The sequence below is a fragment of the Proteus sp. G2609 genome (assembly GCF_963896135.1).
Classification (GTDB): domain Bacteria; phylum Pseudomonadota; class Gammaproteobacteria; order Enterobacterales; family Enterobacteriaceae; genus Proteus; species Proteus mirabilis.
In genome coordinates this window covers 1-16,111 of the sequence record NZ_CAWQNB010000032.1, presented here as the reverse complement: position 1 = coordinate 16,111, position 16,111 = coordinate 1, and the positions used below count along the sequence as shown (strand labels likewise).

Annotated in this window: 31 protein-coding genes; 21 read left to right on the top strand and 10 right to left on the bottom strand. The window is 39.8% G+C overall.

The annotated features are described in order from the left end of the window. The 3 genes from AACV01_RS10485 to AACV01_RS10475 form a co-directional block, all read right to left on the bottom strand. The coding region (locus AACV01_RS10485; RefSeq protein WP_161682876.1) for a cell envelope biogenesis protein TolA at positions 1-817 on the bottom strand (817 nt) is incomplete at its 3' end. A 67-nt stretch (positions 818-884) separates the two neighbouring features. Continuing rightward, positions 885-1,121: a hypothetical protein gene (locus AACV01_RS10480; RefSeq protein ID WP_202611869.1), complete on the bottom strand. Its 237-nt coding sequence runs from the start codon at positions 1,119-1,121 to the stop codon at positions 885-887. Positions 1,122-1,164: 43 nt separating this feature from the next. Continuing rightward, the gene (locus AACV01_RS10475; protein WP_001966870.1) at positions 1,165-1,404 is read right to left on the bottom strand and encodes a hypothetical protein; all 240 of its coding nucleotides are present in this window, start codon (positions 1,402-1,404) and stop codon (positions 1,165-1,167) included. A gap of 198 nt (positions 1,405-1,602) precedes the next feature. On the opposite strand from AACV01_RS10475, the gene AACV01_RS10470 reads away from it, so the two are divergent. After that, on the top strand, positions 1,603-1,788 hold the full coding sequence (locus AACV01_RS10470; protein WP_161682884.1) for a hypothetical protein: 186 nt from the start codon (positions 1,603-1,605) through the stop codon (positions 1,786-1,788). Here the strand turns inward: AACV01_RS10470 and AACV01_RS10465 are convergent. The 6 genes from AACV01_RS10465 to AACV01_RS10440 form a co-directional block, all read right to left on the bottom strand. Continuing rightward, positions 1,785-1,937, bottom strand: coding sequence for a hypothetical protein (locus tag AACV01_RS10465; protein WP_161682882.1), 153 nt, complete (start codon positions 1,935-1,937; stop codon positions 1,785-1,787). The genes AACV01_RS10470 and AACV01_RS10465 overlap by 4 nt on opposite strands. A gap of 14 nt (positions 1,938-1,951) precedes the next feature. Then, positions 1,952-2,263, bottom strand: coding sequence for a hypothetical protein (locus AACV01_RS10460; protein WP_202611871.1), 312 nt, complete (start codon positions 2,261-2,263; stop codon positions 1,952-1,954). 462 nt (positions 2,264-2,725) lie between these two features. Further along, positions 2,726-2,947 carry a putative hemolysin gene (locus AACV01_RS10455; protein WP_112842872.1) on the bottom strand — a complete coding sequence of 74 codons (222 nt, stop codon included), beginning with the start codon at positions 2,945-2,947 and terminating at the stop codon, positions 2,726-2,728. 81 nt (positions 2,948-3,028) lie between these two features. Beyond that, a complete protein-coding gene (locus AACV01_RS10450; RefSeq protein WP_161682880.1) occupies positions 3,029-3,952 on the bottom strand; it encodes a hypothetical protein in 924 nt (307 codons plus the stop codon). A 76-nt stretch (positions 3,953-4,028) separates the two neighbouring features. Beyond that, positions 4,029-4,370 carry a DUF3024 domain-containing protein gene (locus AACV01_RS10445; protein WP_004245991.1) on the bottom strand — a complete coding sequence of 114 codons (342 nt, stop codon included), beginning with the start codon at positions 4,368-4,370 and terminating at the stop codon, positions 4,029-4,031. 34 nt (positions 4,371-4,404) lie between these two features. Then, positions 4,405-5,130 carry an XRE family transcriptional regulator gene (locus tag AACV01_RS10440; RefSeq protein WP_071233780.1) on the bottom strand — a complete coding sequence of 242 codons (726 nt, stop codon included), beginning with the start codon at positions 5,128-5,130 and terminating at the stop codon, positions 4,405-4,407. 105 nt (positions 5,131-5,235) lie between these two features. On the opposite strand from AACV01_RS10440, the gene AACV01_RS10435 reads away from it, so the two are divergent. The 7 genes from AACV01_RS10435 to AACV01_RS10405 all read left to right on the top strand — a co-directional run bounded on the left by AACV01_RS10435 (position 5,236) and on the right by AACV01_RS10405 (position 9,838). After that, complete coding sequence (locus tag AACV01_RS10435; protein ID WP_036907955.1) at positions 5,236-5,463, top strand: transcriptional regulator; 228 nt, start codon at positions 5,236-5,238, stop codon at positions 5,461-5,463. Positions 5,464-5,605: 142 nt separating this feature from the next. Beyond that, positions 5,606-5,953: a hypothetical protein gene (locus AACV01_RS10430; protein WP_161682868.1), complete on the top strand. Its 348-nt coding sequence runs from the start codon at positions 5,606-5,608 to the stop codon at positions 5,951-5,953. A gap of 120 nt (positions 5,954-6,073) precedes the next feature. After that, on the top strand, positions 6,074-6,400 hold the full coding sequence (locus AACV01_RS10425) for a hypothetical protein (RefSeq protein ID WP_026164645.1): 327 nt from the start codon (positions 6,074-6,076) through the stop codon (positions 6,398-6,400). A 257-nt stretch (positions 6,401-6,657) separates the two neighbouring features. Continuing rightward, entirely contained in the window at positions 6,658-7,092 is a 435-nt protein-coding gene (locus AACV01_RS10420) for a helix-turn-helix domain-containing protein (RefSeq protein WP_237585012.1), read from the top strand. A gap of 2 nt (positions 7,093-7,094) precedes the next feature. Then, complete coding sequence (locus AACV01_RS10415) at positions 7,095-8,732, top strand: DEAD/DEAH box helicase (protein ID WP_161682864.1); 1,638 nt, start codon at positions 7,095-7,097, stop codon at positions 8,730-8,732. Beyond that, positions 8,695-9,651, top strand: a complete 957-nt coding sequence (locus AACV01_RS10410; protein ID WP_074561841.1) for a primase-helicase zinc-binding domain-containing protein — start codon at positions 8,695-8,697, stop codon at positions 9,649-9,651. The genes AACV01_RS10415 and AACV01_RS10410 overlap by 38 nt, the downstream gene beginning before the upstream one ends. A gap of 19 nt (positions 9,652-9,670) precedes the next feature. Beyond that, a complete protein-coding gene (locus AACV01_RS10405) occupies positions 9,671-9,838 on the top strand; it encodes a hypothetical protein (RefSeq protein ID WP_152964332.1) in 168 nt (55 codons plus the stop codon). Between the two features lie 316 nt (positions 9,839-10,154). On the opposite strand, the gene AACV01_RS10400 is transcribed toward AACV01_RS10405, so the two are convergent. Next, complete coding sequence (locus tag AACV01_RS10400) at positions 10,155-10,817, bottom strand: DUF4145 domain-containing protein (protein ID WP_064506005.1); 663 nt, start codon at positions 10,815-10,817, stop codon at positions 10,155-10,157. Here AACV01_RS10400 and AACV01_RS10395 point away from each other — a divergent pair. The 13 genes from AACV01_RS10395 to AACV01_RS10340 form a co-directional block, all read left to right on the top strand. Next, entirely contained in the window at positions 10,816-11,019 is a 204-nt protein-coding gene (locus AACV01_RS10395; RefSeq protein WP_161682862.1) for a hypothetical protein, read from the top strand. The two genes, AACV01_RS10400 and AACV01_RS10395, sit on opposite strands and share 2 nt — an antisense overlap. Beyond that, a complete protein-coding gene (locus tag AACV01_RS10390; RefSeq protein ID WP_339382636.1) occupies positions 11,019-11,243 on the top strand; it encodes a hypothetical protein in 225 nt (74 codons plus the stop codon). Before AACV01_RS10395 ends, AACV01_RS10390 begins: the two co-directional genes overlap by 1 nt. Positions 11,244-11,450: 207 nt before the next feature. After that, on the top strand, positions 11,451-11,645 hold the full coding sequence (locus AACV01_RS10385; protein ID WP_161682858.1) for a Lar family restriction alleviation protein: 195 nt from the start codon (positions 11,451-11,453) through the stop codon (positions 11,643-11,645). A 224-nt stretch (positions 11,646-11,869) separates the two neighbouring features. Continuing rightward, positions 11,870-12,316 (top strand): recombination protein NinB, encoded by a 447-nt coding sequence (locus AACV01_RS10380; RefSeq protein ID WP_161682856.1) that lies wholly within the window; start codon positions 11,870-11,872, stop codon positions 12,314-12,316. Between the two features lie 5 nt (positions 12,317-12,321). Next, positions 12,322-12,546 (top strand): DUF3310 domain-containing protein, encoded by a 225-nt coding sequence (locus AACV01_RS10375; RefSeq protein WP_060556914.1) that lies wholly within the window; start codon positions 12,322-12,324, stop codon positions 12,544-12,546. After that, positions 12,543-12,674, top strand: a complete 132-nt coding sequence (locus tag AACV01_RS17870; RefSeq protein ID WP_442956612.1) for a protein NinF — start codon at positions 12,543-12,545, stop codon at positions 12,672-12,674. Before AACV01_RS10375 ends, AACV01_RS17870 begins: the two co-directional genes overlap by 4 nt. A 145-nt stretch (positions 12,675-12,819) precedes the next feature. Then, entirely contained in the window at positions 12,820-13,440 is a 621-nt protein-coding gene (locus AACV01_RS10370; RefSeq protein ID WP_161682851.1) for a recombination protein NinG, read from the top strand. A 211-nt stretch (positions 13,441-13,651) separates the two neighbouring features. After that, positions 13,652-14,290, top strand: a complete 639-nt coding sequence (locus tag AACV01_RS10365; RefSeq protein ID WP_081355096.1) for a hypothetical protein — start codon at positions 13,652-13,654, stop codon at positions 14,288-14,290. Positions 14,291-14,580: 290 nt separating this feature from the next. Next, a complete protein-coding gene (locus AACV01_RS10360; RefSeq protein WP_161682849.1) occupies positions 14,581-14,799 on the top strand; it encodes a hypothetical protein in 219 nt (72 codons plus the stop codon). 62 nt (positions 14,800-14,861) lie between these two features. Beyond that, the gene (locus tag AACV01_RS10355; protein ID WP_161682847.1) at positions 14,862-15,077 is read left to right on the top strand and encodes a hypothetical protein; all 216 of its coding nucleotides are present in this window, start codon (positions 14,862-14,864) and stop codon (positions 15,075-15,077) included. A gap of 138 nt (positions 15,078-15,215) precedes the next feature. Further along, on the top strand, positions 15,216-15,605 hold the full coding sequence (locus tag AACV01_RS10350; RefSeq protein ID WP_014656499.1) for a putative holin: 390 nt from the start codon (positions 15,216-15,218) through the stop codon (positions 15,603-15,605). Continuing rightward, positions 15,602-15,895 (top strand): phage holin family protein, encoded by a 294-nt coding sequence (locus AACV01_RS10345; RefSeq protein ID WP_004918415.1) that lies wholly within the window; start codon positions 15,602-15,604, stop codon positions 15,893-15,895. Before AACV01_RS10350 ends, AACV01_RS10345 begins: the two co-directional genes overlap by 4 nt. Then, the coding region (locus AACV01_RS10340; RefSeq protein ID WP_161682845.1) for a M15 family metallopeptidase at positions 15,882-16,111 on the top strand (230 nt) is incomplete at its 3' end. The genes AACV01_RS10345 and AACV01_RS10340, both read left to right, overlap by 14 nt.

Here is a 16,111-nt window from a genome sequence, read left to right as displayed (position 1 = left end):
GATGTTCCTTATCAGCCTGACGTTTAGCTTCTTCCTGACGCTTACGTTCTTCTTCTGCTAATCGCGCTTGTTCTGCTTCCTGTACTTTCTTACGCTCAGCTTCGATAGCTAGTTTCTTCTCTCGTTCGGCTCGCTCCAGTGCTTCTTTAGCATCGCGCTCTGCCTTTTCCTTGGCTTCTTTTGCTGCTTGTTCTGCACGTTGAATTGCTTCCTGCTTTTCACGCTCTGCACGTTCAGCGGCTTCTTTTGCTTCACGCTCACGTTTAGCTGCTGCTTCAATTTCTTGCTGTGCTTTGCGCTCAGCTTCAAGTCTTGCCTGTTCCGCAGCTTGTCGCTTCATTTCTTCTTCACGAGCAATGCGTTTGCGCTCTTCTTCAGCTTTGCGTAAATCAAACAGCTCGTTCATTTGCAGAGCTTCTTCATGATCAACTTCGATTTGCTTCTTAAGCGCTTCGGCTTCTTCGCGAGCTTTTTCTTGAGCTTCCCACTCTGTTAGTGGCTTGCGAATATCTGTGCTTAATGCATCTAGTTCGTCACGAAATATCTTACGGCTAGCATCAACTTTTTTGGGTAGCTCTTTTAACTTATCGACAACTGCTTTACCTTCCTTGTCGATATACGTTTTTGTTTGAGCAACTTTGTACGCCAGAGATGCAAAAGCCTTTCGGTTTTTAGCTACCGAAAAATCGCTATCGAGTTCTTTTCGCTCTTCTTCTGCAAGAGACTTAATGTGCTCCAGCATCTGATTTACTTTTTCTGGTGCTGTAAACAAATCTAGCGCCGTTGCTTGTTCAATTACGACTAATTCATTTGCCATTTCCTATGTTCCTTATGTGCGTGCCAACTATTAATAGCGATATGAATGATTAAGTGGTGGGTTACTGCTAAAGAGAGGAATCTAACTTATCGACGAGTTCGTCATAGTCAACTTCGAACTCTTCACAAGCTTCTCTGAACTCGCTAAAATTTAACGCGTAATTTATTGCGTTAATTTCATCTCTAGTTAGTTTTTTATCTTTATAATCATCAAATCCAACCGATAACAACTTACCGCCTAATATCTCCGTTCCTGCGTTTACAGACGGCTCCTTGCCATCTTCATACTCAACTACGAATGTCATTTTTCCCATGTCATACCCCCTCCGTTATTAACTAAACACGATGCTATTTGGTTTCGCATTTCACGCCACAGAAAGGACAGAATGAGAACGTAACAGGGAAATCCTGCTTTGTTAGGCGGGCTTTCGGCGTGCCGTCCTTTTTGATTTCTTGATAACTGGCGTTGTATTCAATGAAATAATTAACTGACATGACGCCGCCAGACATAAATAATCCTGATTGTTTCCAGCCAGAAGACTGTAGGCTTGCACCTTCTGGTAGTTTCGCTTTAATGCGACTTTCCATGTCATCGCCTAATTTCGTAAAGCAATCACACATATCTCTATCTCCTATCTATTAATCAACTCACCACAGCCCACAGAATGGACTGTAATTAGTTAACTGTGCCTGCTTTTAACCACATCAGGCGAGGTGGTTCCTTACTTTCCACAGTCAAGGAAAATTGATATATTGGTTATTCCACAGTCAATATAGGAATGTTTTATGTCAGATGTAGTAATTGATCCAAAAGAAAACCCTGAATTAGCGGCTCAGCAATTAGTTGTAGAATTGATTAAGGCTGAAAAAACAGCCATGATTAATGGAGCAGCGTCAAGATCAACAGTTGAGTCGATCATATTTGCTCACCAAAGTTTTACTAATTACTTTAAAAAACTTAAAGATAATTAATTGTCTTGATATAGCGTTATAAAAGCCACTGCCACAGAGCGAGCAAGTTCTTCTGCTTGCTCTTTATCTGGATTGTTATTAGTTATTAAACATGCCAATGTTTGGCTTGCAATCTCTTGAATTTTTACTGGTAACTCTTCAAATTTCATCTTACTTCTCCTATTTATCTCGCCGTAACCCCGAACTCACTGCTCGGCTGTTTTGTTTTAACTCCTGAAAATATTGCTACATTAGGTAAGCAACAGTTATCTCCACTTGGATAATGCTTTGTTGGTTTGAGAGATAGAACAGGGCGTTCTTTCTTCTCTTTCACTGAGTTAGCTTTAGTAATTTCTTCTTCTTTCAGTTTGTTAGCTCTGAAAGATGCATATCTAGCATATTGCCTAGCCTTGAATGAGTTACTGTTAACTTTCTTAACGCTAACTGGTGTTGGATTGCCTTTAAATTTCTTTGGTGGTTGATAGTAAATTTCCACATAACCTCCGTTATTCTTTTACTTACCATAGGTCACTCATTGAATGACCTATAATTAGTATTCTTGCGCTTACATACCTAACATCTGCCAGTGTTGCCTATTCCCATCTGTAATCACTCTCGTGCAGTAGTAACATTCTCACTAGCCAGATCGTGCCTAGTGATACGTCGCATTTTTGCGTAAGGGTCTAAACAGGGTAGGTATGCTGTTCCGACTTTCCAAATTATTAAAGAACATTAGGCTGTATTTCATGTTGCTTGCCTTTGATGAGTTATATTTAAAACTATAGTTGTTTTATTGTCAACAACCAAAGTTGTTTGTAGTTGTGTTTTTATATTAGTTTGGTTTTATTTGGTTGTTTTTGTTGGTAATTTATTTTCAAAAAAATCTCAGATTGGAACTCAGATCACTTCTTTGGAGGGGAGAGGGTGCAAAAAAGCCCCGTTAGGGGGCTATAGGGTGTTATTTATGATCTCTTCGATACAAAGTCCATTCTTCAATTCTTTCACCAGAAGGTAGTGTACAGTATCCTACTTGCCCTTTATCTGTGTTAACTATTTCTAGCTTTCCGCCTATTTCACCACAGTACACAGAGGCAGGGTTTGCCATTCCTACCAGCTTGTTTTCCGTAGTAGAACACCCAGCGAGTATAATGGTAGCTGCCAAAACTGTTAATTTTTTCATCATTCCGTCCTTACAGATGTGAATGGCTATTGTGAATAATATATTTTTAGCACAAAAAAGCCCTCGAGTGGAGGGCTGGGTCTAGTGTTTGTTTGGTAGTTCTGGTTTTCTAACAGCTAATAAGATTTGTGCGGCTTGTTTTTCTGGTATAGCCTTGGCTTTTACCTTATTGCTTAAGTAGGTAGCTAAGTGAATATTAACATAGGTAGTATCTAGCCAAACTCTAAACTCACCTAACGCTGAACTTGGATATATATATGCTTCTTTTTGAGTGCCTCTACTTTGAGGGAAGTCATCAGGGTAATTATGTGGGTGCAACATCCTGTCACCATGGATCTTCGCTAACTCGGCATCTTTCCAATGTTTGGCCCAACGTTGTCCAACACTTATATCTGGGATAGAAAATGGGTCTAGTTTAAACTCGCTATTTATTAATTTTACAGTTAAATCAGCCATTTCTCTGAATATGGAAAAGTAACCAACTGGTATTTCATCATTAGCCATTATCCTTTGTTTAAATACATCCCATGATTTATTTATGACGTCTTGATTGGGTTTATAATTGGCCTTTTCATATATCATTCTTTTTAGAGTGTATTCAGCCAGAATGTCATAATTTTCTCTTGCTATCGTATTATCAAATCTAGCTGCATCAAATACGTAGTAACGCAGTATGGCCATACAAACATAATCAGGGTAAGCGTGAGTTTCAATTCCATGCTTATTTATTACCTTTGTGTACAGGTGTGTCACACCTTTATGGCCTTTCCTCTCTAGATCTTTGAGGACGATGCTACCTCTTTTCTTGTTTTTTTCAGTTTCCCAATTGGAAGTGAATACATGTAATGGCGCTGGGTCTATTCCGCATAATTTAGCCAATCCATATAATGTCAAATAAGGTGTTCCATCACTCAAGACACCCATCTGAATTCCGTTATCTTCAACTTCAACAACAGGGCGAAGATCTAATTTACCCTGTGATCCAAATACCGATAATTTATCCATATATATATGATTCCGTTAACTAAATTATGTTTATCGTAATTTAAATTAATCTTAAACCACACCCTAAAACGTGTCGTCACCCAAAAAAGCAGCCTCGCACATCATCTTCAACGAGCCTAATGGCGTCAGAGAAACTACCTAGCATTATTTCATCGTAGTTGTGCCAGTTACTATTTTTATCCATCCAAAGCAGAGACCATGAATTCGAATATCTATTATGTGTGATTTTTGCTATAGGTTCTTCTACTCTGCCATCACTCCATATTAGTTGCCTAATTTCAAAGATAATTACTGAGTCGTCCTCGATGCGATACTGTAAATCTAATTCATCCCTTAGGTGTTCTGCTGGGCGACGCTTTTCCATGAAAAATTCCATACACCGTCTAATATTTGCTATCTCAATATTGCTAAACGCCATATTTCCTCCTAAAACGTGTCGTCAGGCCATTGGGTTAGCCGTGGAATTTATAAGTAATAGACTGGCTAACTAGCACCTTAGCGCATATATAAAGCCCATTAATAGCATCTTCGTCTAGATACCAAGTTTCATATCTAGGGTTGTCAGATATAACTGCTAGGCGCTTATACTGTTTCTGCAATCGCTTTATGTAGAGCTGATTATCCAATACGAACACATAAATCCCGTCACCATCAAAAAAGTTTGTGGTTATATCTACGAATATCTGATCTCTAGGTTCGAACGTTTCTGCCATAGAGTCACCTTTTACAGTGATCATCTTTATCGTATTTGAAGGTCTTCCACCGAATAATCTTTTTGCTTCATCCGCTGAATACTCAATAGCCGTGATAGTCTCTATAAAATCATCGATAACCATCACGCCAGCACCTGCACTCGCTTCTACGTCTAGTATTTCAACCTTATAAGCATTACTAATACCACCCACTTCATTCGAGTGCGTATCAGTACTTATGTTGCTGACTTCCGAGCTATGGATAACAGGAATAGTTGGCTCTTCGCCATTACCAGACGACAACCATTCAGGTGACACTCTCAGAACTTTAGCTATTTCTATTAATTTTGTTGAATTTTGCGCATTCCCAACCTCAATCTTTTGAATTGCAGCCTGTGATATACCAACAGCCTCGCCTAGTTCTTTTTGAGATAAGCCCGACAATTTACGAGCTTTTTTTAATCGTTGTGCAAGAGTAGTTTTCATAGTCTTAAATATACAACCGCAGTTGTTGGCATTCAAACAAATATAGTTGTTGATTAAAAACAACTAAGGTTTTATTATATGTAAAATAAACAACGGAGGTTTTTTATGAACGAAGCAATTAAAACCGCCATTGATATTGTAGGGACACAAAAAAAACTAGGTGAAGCATGTGGCATAACACAGCAAGCAGTTTTTAAGTGGCTACATAACAAGGCAAAAGTATCACCTGAGCATATCCCATTAATTGTTAAAGCTACAAACGGTCAAGTTAAAGGAAAAGATATTCGCCCTGACTTACCGCACTTATGGGATTTGGGTAATAAATACTGGTAACACAATCGCTCTTTAAAAATTCATGCAGTGCCTTTTGACTTCAATCGGCAAATTATTATCAACAATCCGCTCATATGGAATGAGCCACGGATCATTACTGCTGTTCCCAATATGGGAAGTAATCTAAGAAGGAATTTAACAAATGGAATGTGCAAAAAATATCAAAGTAGAGTGCTCATCAAACGAATTGATGACGTTTTACATTCAACAAATGTATTCAATCGGTAATAACGGACTCGCTAAAGCGCTAGGAATACACCCATCAAAATCCAGTCGAGATAAAGCCAGAATATTCGATTTAGCTTGCCAGTTGGTGAGTAAGTTCGGATTGCCCCCTGACTCTGTAAATATCAGCGATAAGCCAACGAAAGTTGTTCTTGAAGGTGATTATGCAGAAAGGGTTATTCAGGCTCTTGAAGGGAAGGGAAAAATTAAAAGAAAAGCCCCAGAGACGGCAATCAATGAGGCTCAAATCAGTTTAAACATTTAATTTTATTTACCCATTAATACTGGACGAATAATCAGTATTAGTCAAGTAATTTGATTACTCATAGCTAAGCTCATTAATAAAAATTTAATGGGCTTTAATTTCATGAGGTTAAAAAAGAATATGGATAATTATGAGTATAACGTCAATATTTTAATGCCAAATTGTTATTTTGAACAAGATGAGAAATGGATTAAGGAAATGTTATTGAGGCTAAGGCCATCGATAAGAGCAAAGGTATCGGTTAAATATTCTGAAGTTTATCAAGAGCATTTCGACGATGAACCTATACCTTACAAAAAAATAAATGCTGGTAGAAAGGCTGCAAATACACGGTTAAGAAACTTTGTAAAAAACTACTCTTCCTACCTCGATGGATATGTTTCCGAACCGAGAGTTTTTCAACAAGGCACTGGCCAGAGAAACCAACCCTCTCAAGGTGTCGCCTGAATCACCGAATTTAATACAAACCTATGGCCTGTTCCTTGGAAAGTGTAGCAATGCTGATACAAGGCACTATTCATAAGTACATGATTTAAAAGCCAAAAAAAAGAAAATTCGAGTTCTAACTTGACCCCTATAAGGATAAGGAAGGGACAACTTGGAAATTTCTTAAAAATCAAATAGTTAAATGACATCAAAACGACAGGATCTGTCTCCTAAACGGACAAGTTCTGTCTCTTTTGCAAAAAATGGACTATCACAAAATGAGAATATGGTCAAGAGTTTTTTACGCACGAGAGTTTTACAAGCGTTTGTCAAAAGTATCCCCTACCGCCACTGAGCTATACGGGCTAATCACTGACAGTTGCGACTGGAAATATGGACGGTATGTAGCGACGAGGGCTGAGGTAGCTGAGATCCTCAACGTGAGCGAGAGAAGCATTCAGAGAGCCAACAAAGAGCTTGAGGCGGTAGGGTTAATCAAGTTTAAGCGTGGCATATACGCAATAAACCCAGAGTTTAACTGGGGGGGGAGGAGTTGGAATATATCGAAATCCTGTTACTACACGATGGGCAGGAAAGGTGCTCAAGTTATTGATTTTAATGACGCAGCAGAAGCCATTAACTCAAAAAAACTTGAGGAAATAGCCCGAAAAACCTTGAGGGAGGTAAACGGGCGTAACGCAAAAAGGAATTAATCATGCTCAGTATAACGCCAAAAGCTAAGCAAGTCACTGCACTGGATATGCTCAGGAAGAACTGGAATCAACACCGAACGATGTTACTTTCTGCAAGTGTTGGATTTGGTAAAACCGCGATAGCCGCATTCGTGGCTGACGGTTTAGTTTCTAGGGGAATGAGGGTCATGTTTGTCGCCCCCTACACAGTGCTGATTGAACAGACTGCAACACGGTTTGTTGAGTACGGACTGCCAGTCGATGAGATCAGTTACTTGTGGCGCGACCACCCACTGTATGACCCCAGCAAGTTGATTCAAATTGCATCTGCAGACACGTTAATTCGCCGCAAATTCCCTGACAACATTGATTTACTCATCATCGATGAAGCCCACATGAAGCGAAAAAAAATACTCGAAATTATCCGAGATACGGATATTCGTGTAGTTGGGTTATCGGGGACACCCTTTGCTAGTTGGATGGGCGAATACTACGAAACATTGATTAAACCAACGACGATGAAGGAGTTAATCGAAATTGGTGATTTGAGTCCTTATGAATTTTACGCGCCAGATAATCCCGATGTTAGCGGTGTAAAAACATCAAAACTATCGGCATTTGGCAATGACTACAACGAGGAGCAGTTAGCCAAAATCATGGGCGATTCTGATTTAGTCGGGAATATCGTCAAATTTTGGTTAGAACATGGCGAGGACAGGCCAACAGTTTGCTTTTGCGTCAATGTCAGCCATGCAAACTACGTCACGATGGAATTTAACCGAGCGGGGATCAACGCTGAGGTGATGACCGCAGAGACGCCACACGATGAACGGCAGTTGATTATTAACCGTTTTGAGAGTGGGTCTACAAAAATCATCGTTAACGTTGGTGTTTTGGTTGCAGGGTTCGATAGTGACGTTCGCTGCATCATCTACGCGAGGCCAACAAAATCGGAAATCCGCTGGGTCCAGTGTCTTGGTAGGGGATTGAGAACAGCAAAAGGGAAAGACAAGTGTCTCATATTCGACCATTCAGGATCAGTTCACTTGTTGGGATTTCCTGATGAAATTGAATACGACGACCTGCAAAACAAAAACGATGGCATGAAAACCCAAAGCAGCTACCGAGATCAGGTCAAGGCAGAGAAAAAACCGAAGGAATGCCCATCTTGTCACTACATGAAGCCGGCAGGTGTTTACGTTTGCCCTAAATGTGGGTTTAAACCACTCGCTGGGAAAAATGTTCAAGTCGATGAAACGCGAGAACTCAAAAAACTGAAAGCAGGTGAACAGATATTTACCAAGGAGCAAAAACAAAGTTGGTGGTCACAAATCAAGTTTTATCAAAAACAGCGTGAGATATCAGGCAAGCCTATTTCTGATGGTTGGTGCGCCCACACGTACAAGAAAAAATTCGGGGTATGGCCTCGTGGATTACATGATACACCGCAAGAGATAACTCCCGAAGTTAGTAATTATATTCGTTCAAAAAATATCGCTTTTGCAAAGATGCAAGCGAAGAAAAATACAAAAGAGGTAAAACCGAAAACAGAGGCTGAAAAAATAGCATCAGCAAGGTCACACTTGGAAGATATACGGGAAAAGCTCAGCTTAGGAGGTAATCGTGAAGACGGTAGAGGCAGTAATAGGTCGATGGCCTGAGATATTTGAGTATTACAAATTACCGCCAATCACAGGGAAAAAACACTATCAAGGGGAATGCCCTATATGCGGAAAGAAAGGAAAATTCAGGATAGATAATAAAAACGGTAAGGGAACTTGGATATGCTCATGTGGTGCTGGTGATGGCTGGAAACTACTGGAACTTACCCAGCAAAAAGATTTTAGAGTTTTAGCAAGTGAGATAGATCGGTTAATCGGAAACAGTTATTCAGGCCAAGTAGTACCGCACGCAAAATCAGATGTAAAAGCCACTCGTTCAAAAGTTATCGCAAAGTTCGCTTCACTAATCCCACTTAAAGATACATCAGCTCATAGATATTTGATGAGCAGAGGGATCAACGTTTTACCATCTCAGCACGTCAGATACAGTAACACACAACAAAATGGATTTACTTCGCTCTGGTCAATTGCAACAGATGATCGTGGTGCTGGCTGTTATCTGCATAGGACGTTCTTAGAGGGCGAAAAAAAAGCAAACTTTGAAGGGAATAAACGACTTACCAAGTTACAGGAAGATAACTATTTAGATTTTGCTGGCTCTATCGCAATTCGAATGACCCCAGTAGCATCAACGCTGGGGATCGCCGAGGGGATAGAAACGGCGCTTTCTTGTCAGCAAGTCTACGGCTGTAACACATGGTCAACGTTAAATGCCAATTTCATGCGGAGATTTAGAGCGCCAAAAGGCGTTAAACATCTCATCATATTTGCAGACACGGACAGTAATGGCACAGGGCTAGCAGCTGCCTTTGAATGTGGCAATCGAAATATTCTAAGTAATAACGATGTTGAAAAAGTCAGCGTCCGATGGATTGACGGAACTGGCGATTTTAACGACATGCTAGTCAATGGGGCAAAAGTATTTCAACAAGAGTTATGGCGCAAGCAAGCAGCTTAACACGCAAGAGGATTTTTAGATGGAATATTTACGAGATATTTTAGGCACATTGTTTTTCATGCTAGTACCGATTACTGGATTTTTATCTGTTGCATTCCTGATGTATCACGAAAAATCAGGTTGGGGATGGTTACTTTTAGCAGTGGTTGCCATATCAGGAAGTTTAAAAATTAGTTATGGCGATTAAGCGAGGTGTTGAGTGATGAAATGGCATCAGAAAATGCTTGTCAGGATATTTAGTAGCAACATTCTTACATTTCTATTTCAACTCATTGCTTGGGGTTCGTTATCGGTTTTAATCGCGATTAATAGGTTAGGCGAGTTTAATCTTCATGTTTATCTAAGGGCATTACCAATAGTGATTATTCAGGCGTTAGTGATGACATGTCTATTCAGGTGGTTGTTTAAATTTTGTATGAAAAATATTGATATCAAAGGAGGCATCTAATGCAGGGAATTAATTGGGTTAAGGTGAAGGATGATATCACCTTAACCTAGCTTTATTAATTTGAATCTTTTTCCTCTTGCCGTTTTTTAATCATTTCAGGAAGAGTAAATGAGTACATTAGAAATACCTCGGTAAAGCCAAGTATTTGCTTGGTTTCCTCTTTCGTAAATTCCTCGTCAGAGTGAATTGCACCGTTTGAATCAATCCTTACGATATGAGCCCAATCTTTCATCTGTTCAGTTATTTTTCCTTTAGAAAACAACATGGTGATGCGTTTTGATAATTTTTCATCCTTAGCTTCATCACCCATAAGGACTTTAGTGGCAATATCCATAACCTTTCTGCAATTCATTACGCAGGTTTCATATCTGCCACGTTGAAAATCATCCTTTGATTCAATAAAAAATTTAGCCGCTCTTTCTGGGGTATTTTCAGGAGCAGTGGTGTTGTTAACTTTAGGAATTATTCCAAGCAAGACAAACTTAGGATCATCAGAAGGTATGCTCATCCCAGAAACCCTGCCGTTGGCAGTGATTAAAGGCCCGTAAGAAGCGTTACTTCTGACGACAGCAATTCCTGAATTGTGACAACTTCGGCACATAAAAGATACATCATAAAAAGGTTCATCTTCACCTTTTCGTTGTTCACCAAAAGCTTCTAGCACTGCGTTTTCTCTAAGACAGTGTGGACAAGTTTGATTAAAAAAGAGCTTACCCATGAATACATTAACTCCATTATTAAATGATATTTCAATAATTCTTAACAGTTCAGATAGGCCTGAATTTACCTTAATTCAACGTTACGAAATAGCCTCATCATCGCAAAAGTCGGAATTCGTTATAGCGCTGATAGGGAAACTTATTGAGCAAGACAGGAAACTAAAGGCTTTGCAGCTCCCACCAATGCCAGAGGGTGAATGATGGAATCACCACTTGCACGAATGATTAAGCAACAGGTATTCGATGCTAACGTTGCCCGTTTAGTTAAACTTAACGATGAGCAATGGGACTTTATACTGAATGATCAAGACAAATGCGCGTGGGCTGGCGGTAACTACTACGGTCACGATTATCATGAGTGGGAAATTTACATTGCCTACGATATCAAATATGTGAAAACAGGATTAAGAGAGGCGCTGATATGAAGTGGGCGAAATTTAAAGGCAACGAGATTACCTATCTAGTTAGGTGGATAGTTGGGATATTTTTCTTGCTTCCAATAAGCACTATTTATTTTTTGCTTTATCTGATCGATACACCGATACATTTTTGCAGAAAACAAATGAGAGTGTTTTTGTATTTATCGCTAGACAGCATAGAAAATAAATTCCCATTCAAAAAGGATAAGTAGCATGAGCGAACTCAAGAAATGCCCGTTTTGCGGGAGTAGTAACGTAGAAGCTTTTTTCCAGTATGAAGAAGATTGCCCTGACCGTTCAGCGATTGTGCGCTGTCATAACTGCGATGCACAATCTGCTCAAATGATTGGAAAAGGTAAAATTGCTATGGCAATCGCAGCATGGAACAGGAGAGCTAACAGTGAGTGACCCAATAACATTGATGTACAAGATCAGCATGAACCTTTTTTGCGGATTAGGCTTTGCAATGGCATTTATCATGCTGAAGGTATTTGATGGGGATAATGGCTGGTTCGTTATTACGATGAAGGTTATATCAGCAACAGCGATAATCCTTTGGTTAATATCTATGGCTTATATTTGTTTTTTCTTATTCAACAACGTATTCCTGGAAAAATGAATAGGAGGTTAACTTGGAGAAAGCCACAAAGTTTCTTCTAAGAAATAAACGAATACGAGAAAACCTAATAGCCACACTAAACGCCTTACCCCTCAACGAAGAATTCCCCCTAGAAGTAAAAATCTCAGAATCCAGCCGAACACTACTGCAGAACGATATGTTTCATGCGCTATGTGGTGATGTATCAAAGCAAATGACCCTCAACAATGAACCACTGAAATTATGGCAGTGGAAGAATGTCTTTGTGTCTGGTCACTGGATGGTTACTACAGGAGCGAAAGAGTCACCGTTAATTAGGGGAATTGAAGGTGAGCTATTAAACATACGCGAGAGTACGTCTCAAATGGGGAAGAAGCGCATGAGTAGCTTAATTGAATACTCGACAGCTTGGGCGATACAAAGTGGCGTAAAACTGCGTACAACTCGTTATGAATACAACTACTACGGTCACAGGGAGTAATGATTATGACAGACAACGTAAATAACCCACCACACTACGCATCAGGTGATATTGAGTGCATAGATGCCATTAAAGCCAGTATGACCAAGGAGGCGTTTCTAGGCTACCTCAAAGGCAATATTCAAAAGTATGTCTGGCGATACGAGAAGAAAATTAACCCAGTCGAAGATTTAAAAAAGGCTCGTTGGTATATGAGTCGACTCGTTGAAGAAATGGAGACTGGAAAATGAAATGCATGTCATGCAATAGACAACTAACAGATGATGAAATTTACGTGTGTAGCCAGTGTGCTGATGAATACGCTCATTTGGAAGTGATGGATAAAATCAAAGGAGAGGGAGATGCCGAGGTATCGTAGTAAATATAAACACAAACATAAATATCCCAAGAAACCACAAAAGGAGTTTGAACCAATGCTTAATGCCAATTTATTACGCTACGGAAAATTTGTCGCAATATGGTTTATCGCCATGTTAATTCTTGGAGTTGTTTTGGGGTGATGTATGGCTAAGGCTAAAAAGCCGAAGCTCAAAACCTGTAAAGTCTGCAACAAAGAATTCACTCCCTACCTATCTACCCAAAAAGTTTGTTCCACATCTTGTGCAATAAAATTCGCCTCAAATGAAATTAAACGGACCGAAGAAAAGGACCGTAAAAAACGTTTATCTGAGGAAAGGAAGTTATTGCGGATCCGAAAGGAAAAGTTAAAGACAAAATCAGACTGGAACAAAGAGGCCCAAGCGGCAGTAAATAAATACATCTTTTGGCGAGACTACGGTCAGCCATGCATCGCTTGCGGTCGGCCCTTAAATTATGGGGTAAGAGGTGGGTCCGTAGATGCTAGTCATTACAGGTCAAGAGGTTCGGCAAGTCATTTAAGATTTAATCTACTCAATATTCATGCTGGCTGTGTTCACTGCAATAGGGACCTGTCAGGCAATCTCATTCCATATCGCATTAATCTCATCAATAAAATCGGCGAAGAGCGAGTAACTCGTTTAGAGCACGATAACACGGTCCGTAAATTCGACATCGAATATCTCAAACGAATGAAATCCATATTCACTCGTAGGGCCCGTTGGTATGAGAAAAGGCGAAAGGATCAATATTCGGAGGTGGCTTAATGTTTACTGACTTAATCGCAGCTATTGAAGAGTGCAGGTTTAGAGCATTAACAGAACGCACAGGGAATAAGCCTAAGCGTTACTTATCTATAGTTCAGAAAAAGCATGGCTTCATGGAGGTTGTAGAAACGGGGTGGGCTAGAAGAGCAAACCTACCGATCATGTATTCAGTAGGTTGCGATAGATATCACACAGTATTACCGGAGGCGAGATGAGGGAGCGTAAGGTAGATATTTATAGGTATGTAGCAAACTCACCTCGAAAATCATATTTAGGCAAGGCAAGGAGGTTAACTCCATCACAAGATAGATGGGTAAGAGCAATCATATCTCTGTGGGCTGGAGAAATGAAAGATGATAGTTATCTTGGGTTGTCTTGTGGTTCTGGAAGTATCTGGCGATTTGTTACTGGGTGGTCAGGAGAAAACATGGAAAGATTTACCAAGGTGTTTGAACAACTAAAAAAGGAAGGATATACAGGAAAGGAGCTTGAAGAAAAAGCTCAGTTAATATTATTTCCTAAACAATCACTCAGCGACATGTTTCAGCGCGCCAACGATGTAGATGAAGCTGATTTTGTAGAGAAAGCAATTTTGAAAGCGTTCGACAAGTCCAATCCTGTTTATGTTGTCGCTACCGATTACTATCTTGGCAGAAATACGATGCAAACACTCGCAAATTACATTCAAAAACAAGTAGCACCTTGGCTTACCACTAAACAATGTATTGATCGTGTCCGTTGGTGCATTACATTATTTAATGCGAAGTTATATATGGTGCTACAAGATGAAATAGCGAGAGAACGCTCACAACTTGGAGTTGAATATAAAAATATTTCAAAAATCACTTGAAAATAAGTTATGAATGTGTATATTTAGTGTATGCTCGCTCGTAAAAGCAAAGAGCACTGAAAGCCTGATAGAGATATCGGGCTTTTTTTGTATCTGAAATCCGAACAGTGCCCCTCATAACCTCTACGTAGAACGGAGAAATCTGGTTTGCGATACGTTTGGGGCTTTCTATTTTAATTCCCCCGAATTCGAGGGGATAAGTTATTGATATTGTTCCGATGCCGGAATTCCGGTGTCGCTATTTCACATGTTCGGTTATTCCGAACAACCCATTTAGAAGGAGATTATGAGTGAATAAAATTAAGGTTACTGTTGCTAAGCTTGATGGCTCAGTCTCTTTTGAGGTTCGTGAGCAAGATAAGTTAATTATTAAAGATATAATTAATGGGAAGTGTTCAGGTGAATTTCATAAGGAATATCTTGTGAATAGCTCAACACTTTCATTAACTTCTGTCATTACTGGATATAAAGGTAACAAGCCTGAAATATCAATAAATGTTATTGATTAATCATTTGATTTTTTAGTTACAAACAATATTCTGTTTCTGGGTACCCAACAAAGGAGATAGAAATGTTTGTAGATAAAAACTTAAAACCAGACCCAATCAATCAAGGATTTGTTCTGGGATGGGGCGTTGTTAGAGGAAGCCCTTGGGATTTAAAAGGGGTTTATGCTACAGAGGAGCAAGCCAAGCAAAAAGCCCAATCACTAGGTTCTGATTATGAAGTTCATTTTGGTTCACACCGATTGCAAAGTGACGATTTTGTTTGGAGTATCGAGTCATAATCGCAACTTAGTGTCATTTAATGAAGATCGCTTAGGCGGTCTTTTTTCGTATATGCCGACCACAGAACAATTACCCTCGTTATCACGTTCACACAAGAGCTGTGAGTCGGCTCCTATTAACTAATCAGGACTACATATATGCAAGAGCCGTTAACAGGCACAGCAACCGCCTCGTTAGCGGGTGTCTCTATTGTAGGTCTCTATTCAGGTATGGACGCAGGCGTTGTTATCGGTGCGTTCGCAGGGGCGGTGATATTTGTATTGTCTGCTCATGATATCCGGCTGTTAAAACGATGGGCGTATTTCACAGTTGCATTTGCGATTGGGATATTAGGCGCTGATTTCATGTCGTCACTACTGAGTGGCATTATCGGAGATAGAGAGGTTGATCGCTCTGTTGGTGCAATGTTCTCATCGGCTGGTTTGGTTGGTGTTTTGGTAACAATATCTAAACCCGGTGCGCTCACAGACAGTATCAACAATGTCATAAATAACCTGATAGATAAATTCAGAGGAGGTGGGAGATGACCATCTCAATGTTTTGGATTTACGTCAATTTTTTCTCATGCTTATTCGCTGTTATTCGTCTTGTTAACTATGAGCGTAACGGCGCTAAATACAAATTTTTTCCGTCACTTATAGCATGGGTTCTCATTGTTATGCTGGGTTCTATCCCACTACGCATATTAACGAATGACTACGCTCATGCAGATCCATTTGAAGTCGGAATCAATATCACACTATGCGCGCTAATAATTCTTAGTCGTGGGAATGTGATGCAAATATTTAGAGGGGTTAGTAAAAATGACACTCGGTGAGAAACAACGCAAGTTCACTCGCATGATTGCGGACTTAATTATTTTTGCCTACGACAACGGATATGAGCTGACGTTTTCAGAAGCATACCGAACGCCTGAGCAAGCACAGTTAAATGCCAAATCGGGATCAGGTATTAAAAACAGCTTACACACACAACGCCTAGCTGTGGATTTCAACCTATTTAAAGACGGTAAATATCTAACAGCATCAAGTGA

Coding starts and splice junctions, on each gene's coding strand:
- AACV01_RS10465 (WP_161682882.1), bottom strand. CDS start 1,937: ATGAAATTTGAAGAGTTACCAGTAAAAATTCAAGAGATTGCAAGCCAA.
- AACV01_RS10385 (WP_161682858.1), top strand. CDS start 11,451: ATGAGCGAACTCAAGAAATGCCCGTTTTGCGGGAGTAGTAACGTAGAA.
- AACV01_RS10470 (WP_161682884.1), top strand. CDS start 1,603: ATGTCAGATGTAGTAATTGATCCAAAAGAAAACCCTGAATTAGCGGCT.
- AACV01_RS17870 (WP_442956612.1), top strand. CDS start 12,543: ATGAAATGCATGTCATGCAATAGACAACTAACAGATGATGAAATTTAC.
- AACV01_RS10355 (WP_161682847.1), top strand. CDS start 14,862: ATGTTTGTAGATAAAAACTTAAAACCAGACCCAATCAATCAAGGATTT.
- AACV01_RS10455 (WP_112842872.1), bottom strand. CDS start 2,947: ATGAAAAAATTAACAGTTTTGGCAGCTACCATTATACTCGCTGGGTGT.
- AACV01_RS10415 (WP_161682864.1), top strand. CDS start 7,095: ATGCTCAGTATAACGCCAAAAGCTAAGCAAGTCACTGCACTGGATATG.
- AACV01_RS10420 (WP_237585012.1), top strand. CDS start 6,658: ATGAGAATATGGTCAAGAGTTTTTTACGCACGAGAGTTTTACAAGCGT.
- AACV01_RS10370 (WP_161682851.1), top strand. CDS start 12,820: ATGGCTAAGGCTAAAAAGCCGAAGCTCAAAACCTGTAAAGTCTGCAAC.
- AACV01_RS10440 (WP_071233780.1), bottom strand. CDS start 5,130: ATGAAAACTACTCTTGCACAACGATTAAAAAAAGCTCGTAAATTGTCG.
- AACV01_RS10390 (WP_339382636.1), top strand. CDS start 11,019: ATGGAATCACCACTTGCACGAATGATTAAGCAACAGGTATTCGATGCT.
- AACV01_RS10445 (WP_004245991.1), bottom strand. CDS start 4,370: ATGGCGTTTAGCAATATTGAGATAGCAAATATTAGACGGTGTATGGAA.
- AACV01_RS10430 (WP_161682868.1), top strand. CDS start 5,606: ATGGAATGTGCAAAAAATATCAAAGTAGAGTGCTCATCAAACGAATTG.
- AACV01_RS10345 (WP_004918415.1), top strand. CDS start 15,602: ATGACCATCTCAATGTTTTGGATTTACGTCAATTTTTTCTCATGCTTA.
- AACV01_RS10405 (WP_152964332.1), top strand. CDS start 9,671: ATGGAATATTTACGAGATATTTTAGGCACATTGTTTTTCATGCTAGTA.
- AACV01_RS10350 (WP_014656499.1), top strand. CDS start 15,216: ATGCAAGAGCCGTTAACAGGCACAGCAACCGCCTCGTTAGCGGGTGTC.
- AACV01_RS10400 (WP_064506005.1), bottom strand. CDS start 10,817: ATGGGTAAGCTCTTTTTTAATCAAACTTGTCCACACTGTCTTAGAGAA.
- AACV01_RS10365 (WP_081355096.1), top strand. CDS start 13,652: ATGAGGGAGCGTAAGGTAGATATTTATAGGTATGTAGCAAACTCACCT.
- AACV01_RS10395 (WP_161682862.1), top strand. CDS start 10,816: ATGAATACATTAACTCCATTATTAAATGATATTTCAATAATTCTTAAC.
- AACV01_RS10425 (WP_026164645.1), top strand. CDS start 6,074: ATGGATAATTATGAGTATAACGTCAATATTTTAATGCCAAATTGTTAT.
- AACV01_RS10475 (WP_001966870.1), bottom strand. CDS start 1,404: ATGGAAAGTCGCATTAAAGCGAAACTACCAGAAGGTGCAAGCCTACAG.
- AACV01_RS10480 (WP_202611869.1), bottom strand. CDS start 1,121: ATGACATTCGTAGTTGAGTATGAAGATGGCAAGGAGCCGTCTGTAAAC.
- AACV01_RS10375 (WP_060556914.1), top strand. CDS start 12,322: ATGACAGACAACGTAAATAACCCACCACACTACGCATCAGGTGATATT.
- AACV01_RS10435 (WP_036907955.1), top strand. CDS start 5,236: ATGAACGAAGCAATTAAAACCGCCATTGATATTGTAGGGACACAAAAA.
- AACV01_RS10450 (WP_161682880.1), bottom strand. CDS start 3,952: ATGGATAAATTATCGGTATTTGGATCACAGGGTAAATTAGATCTTCGC.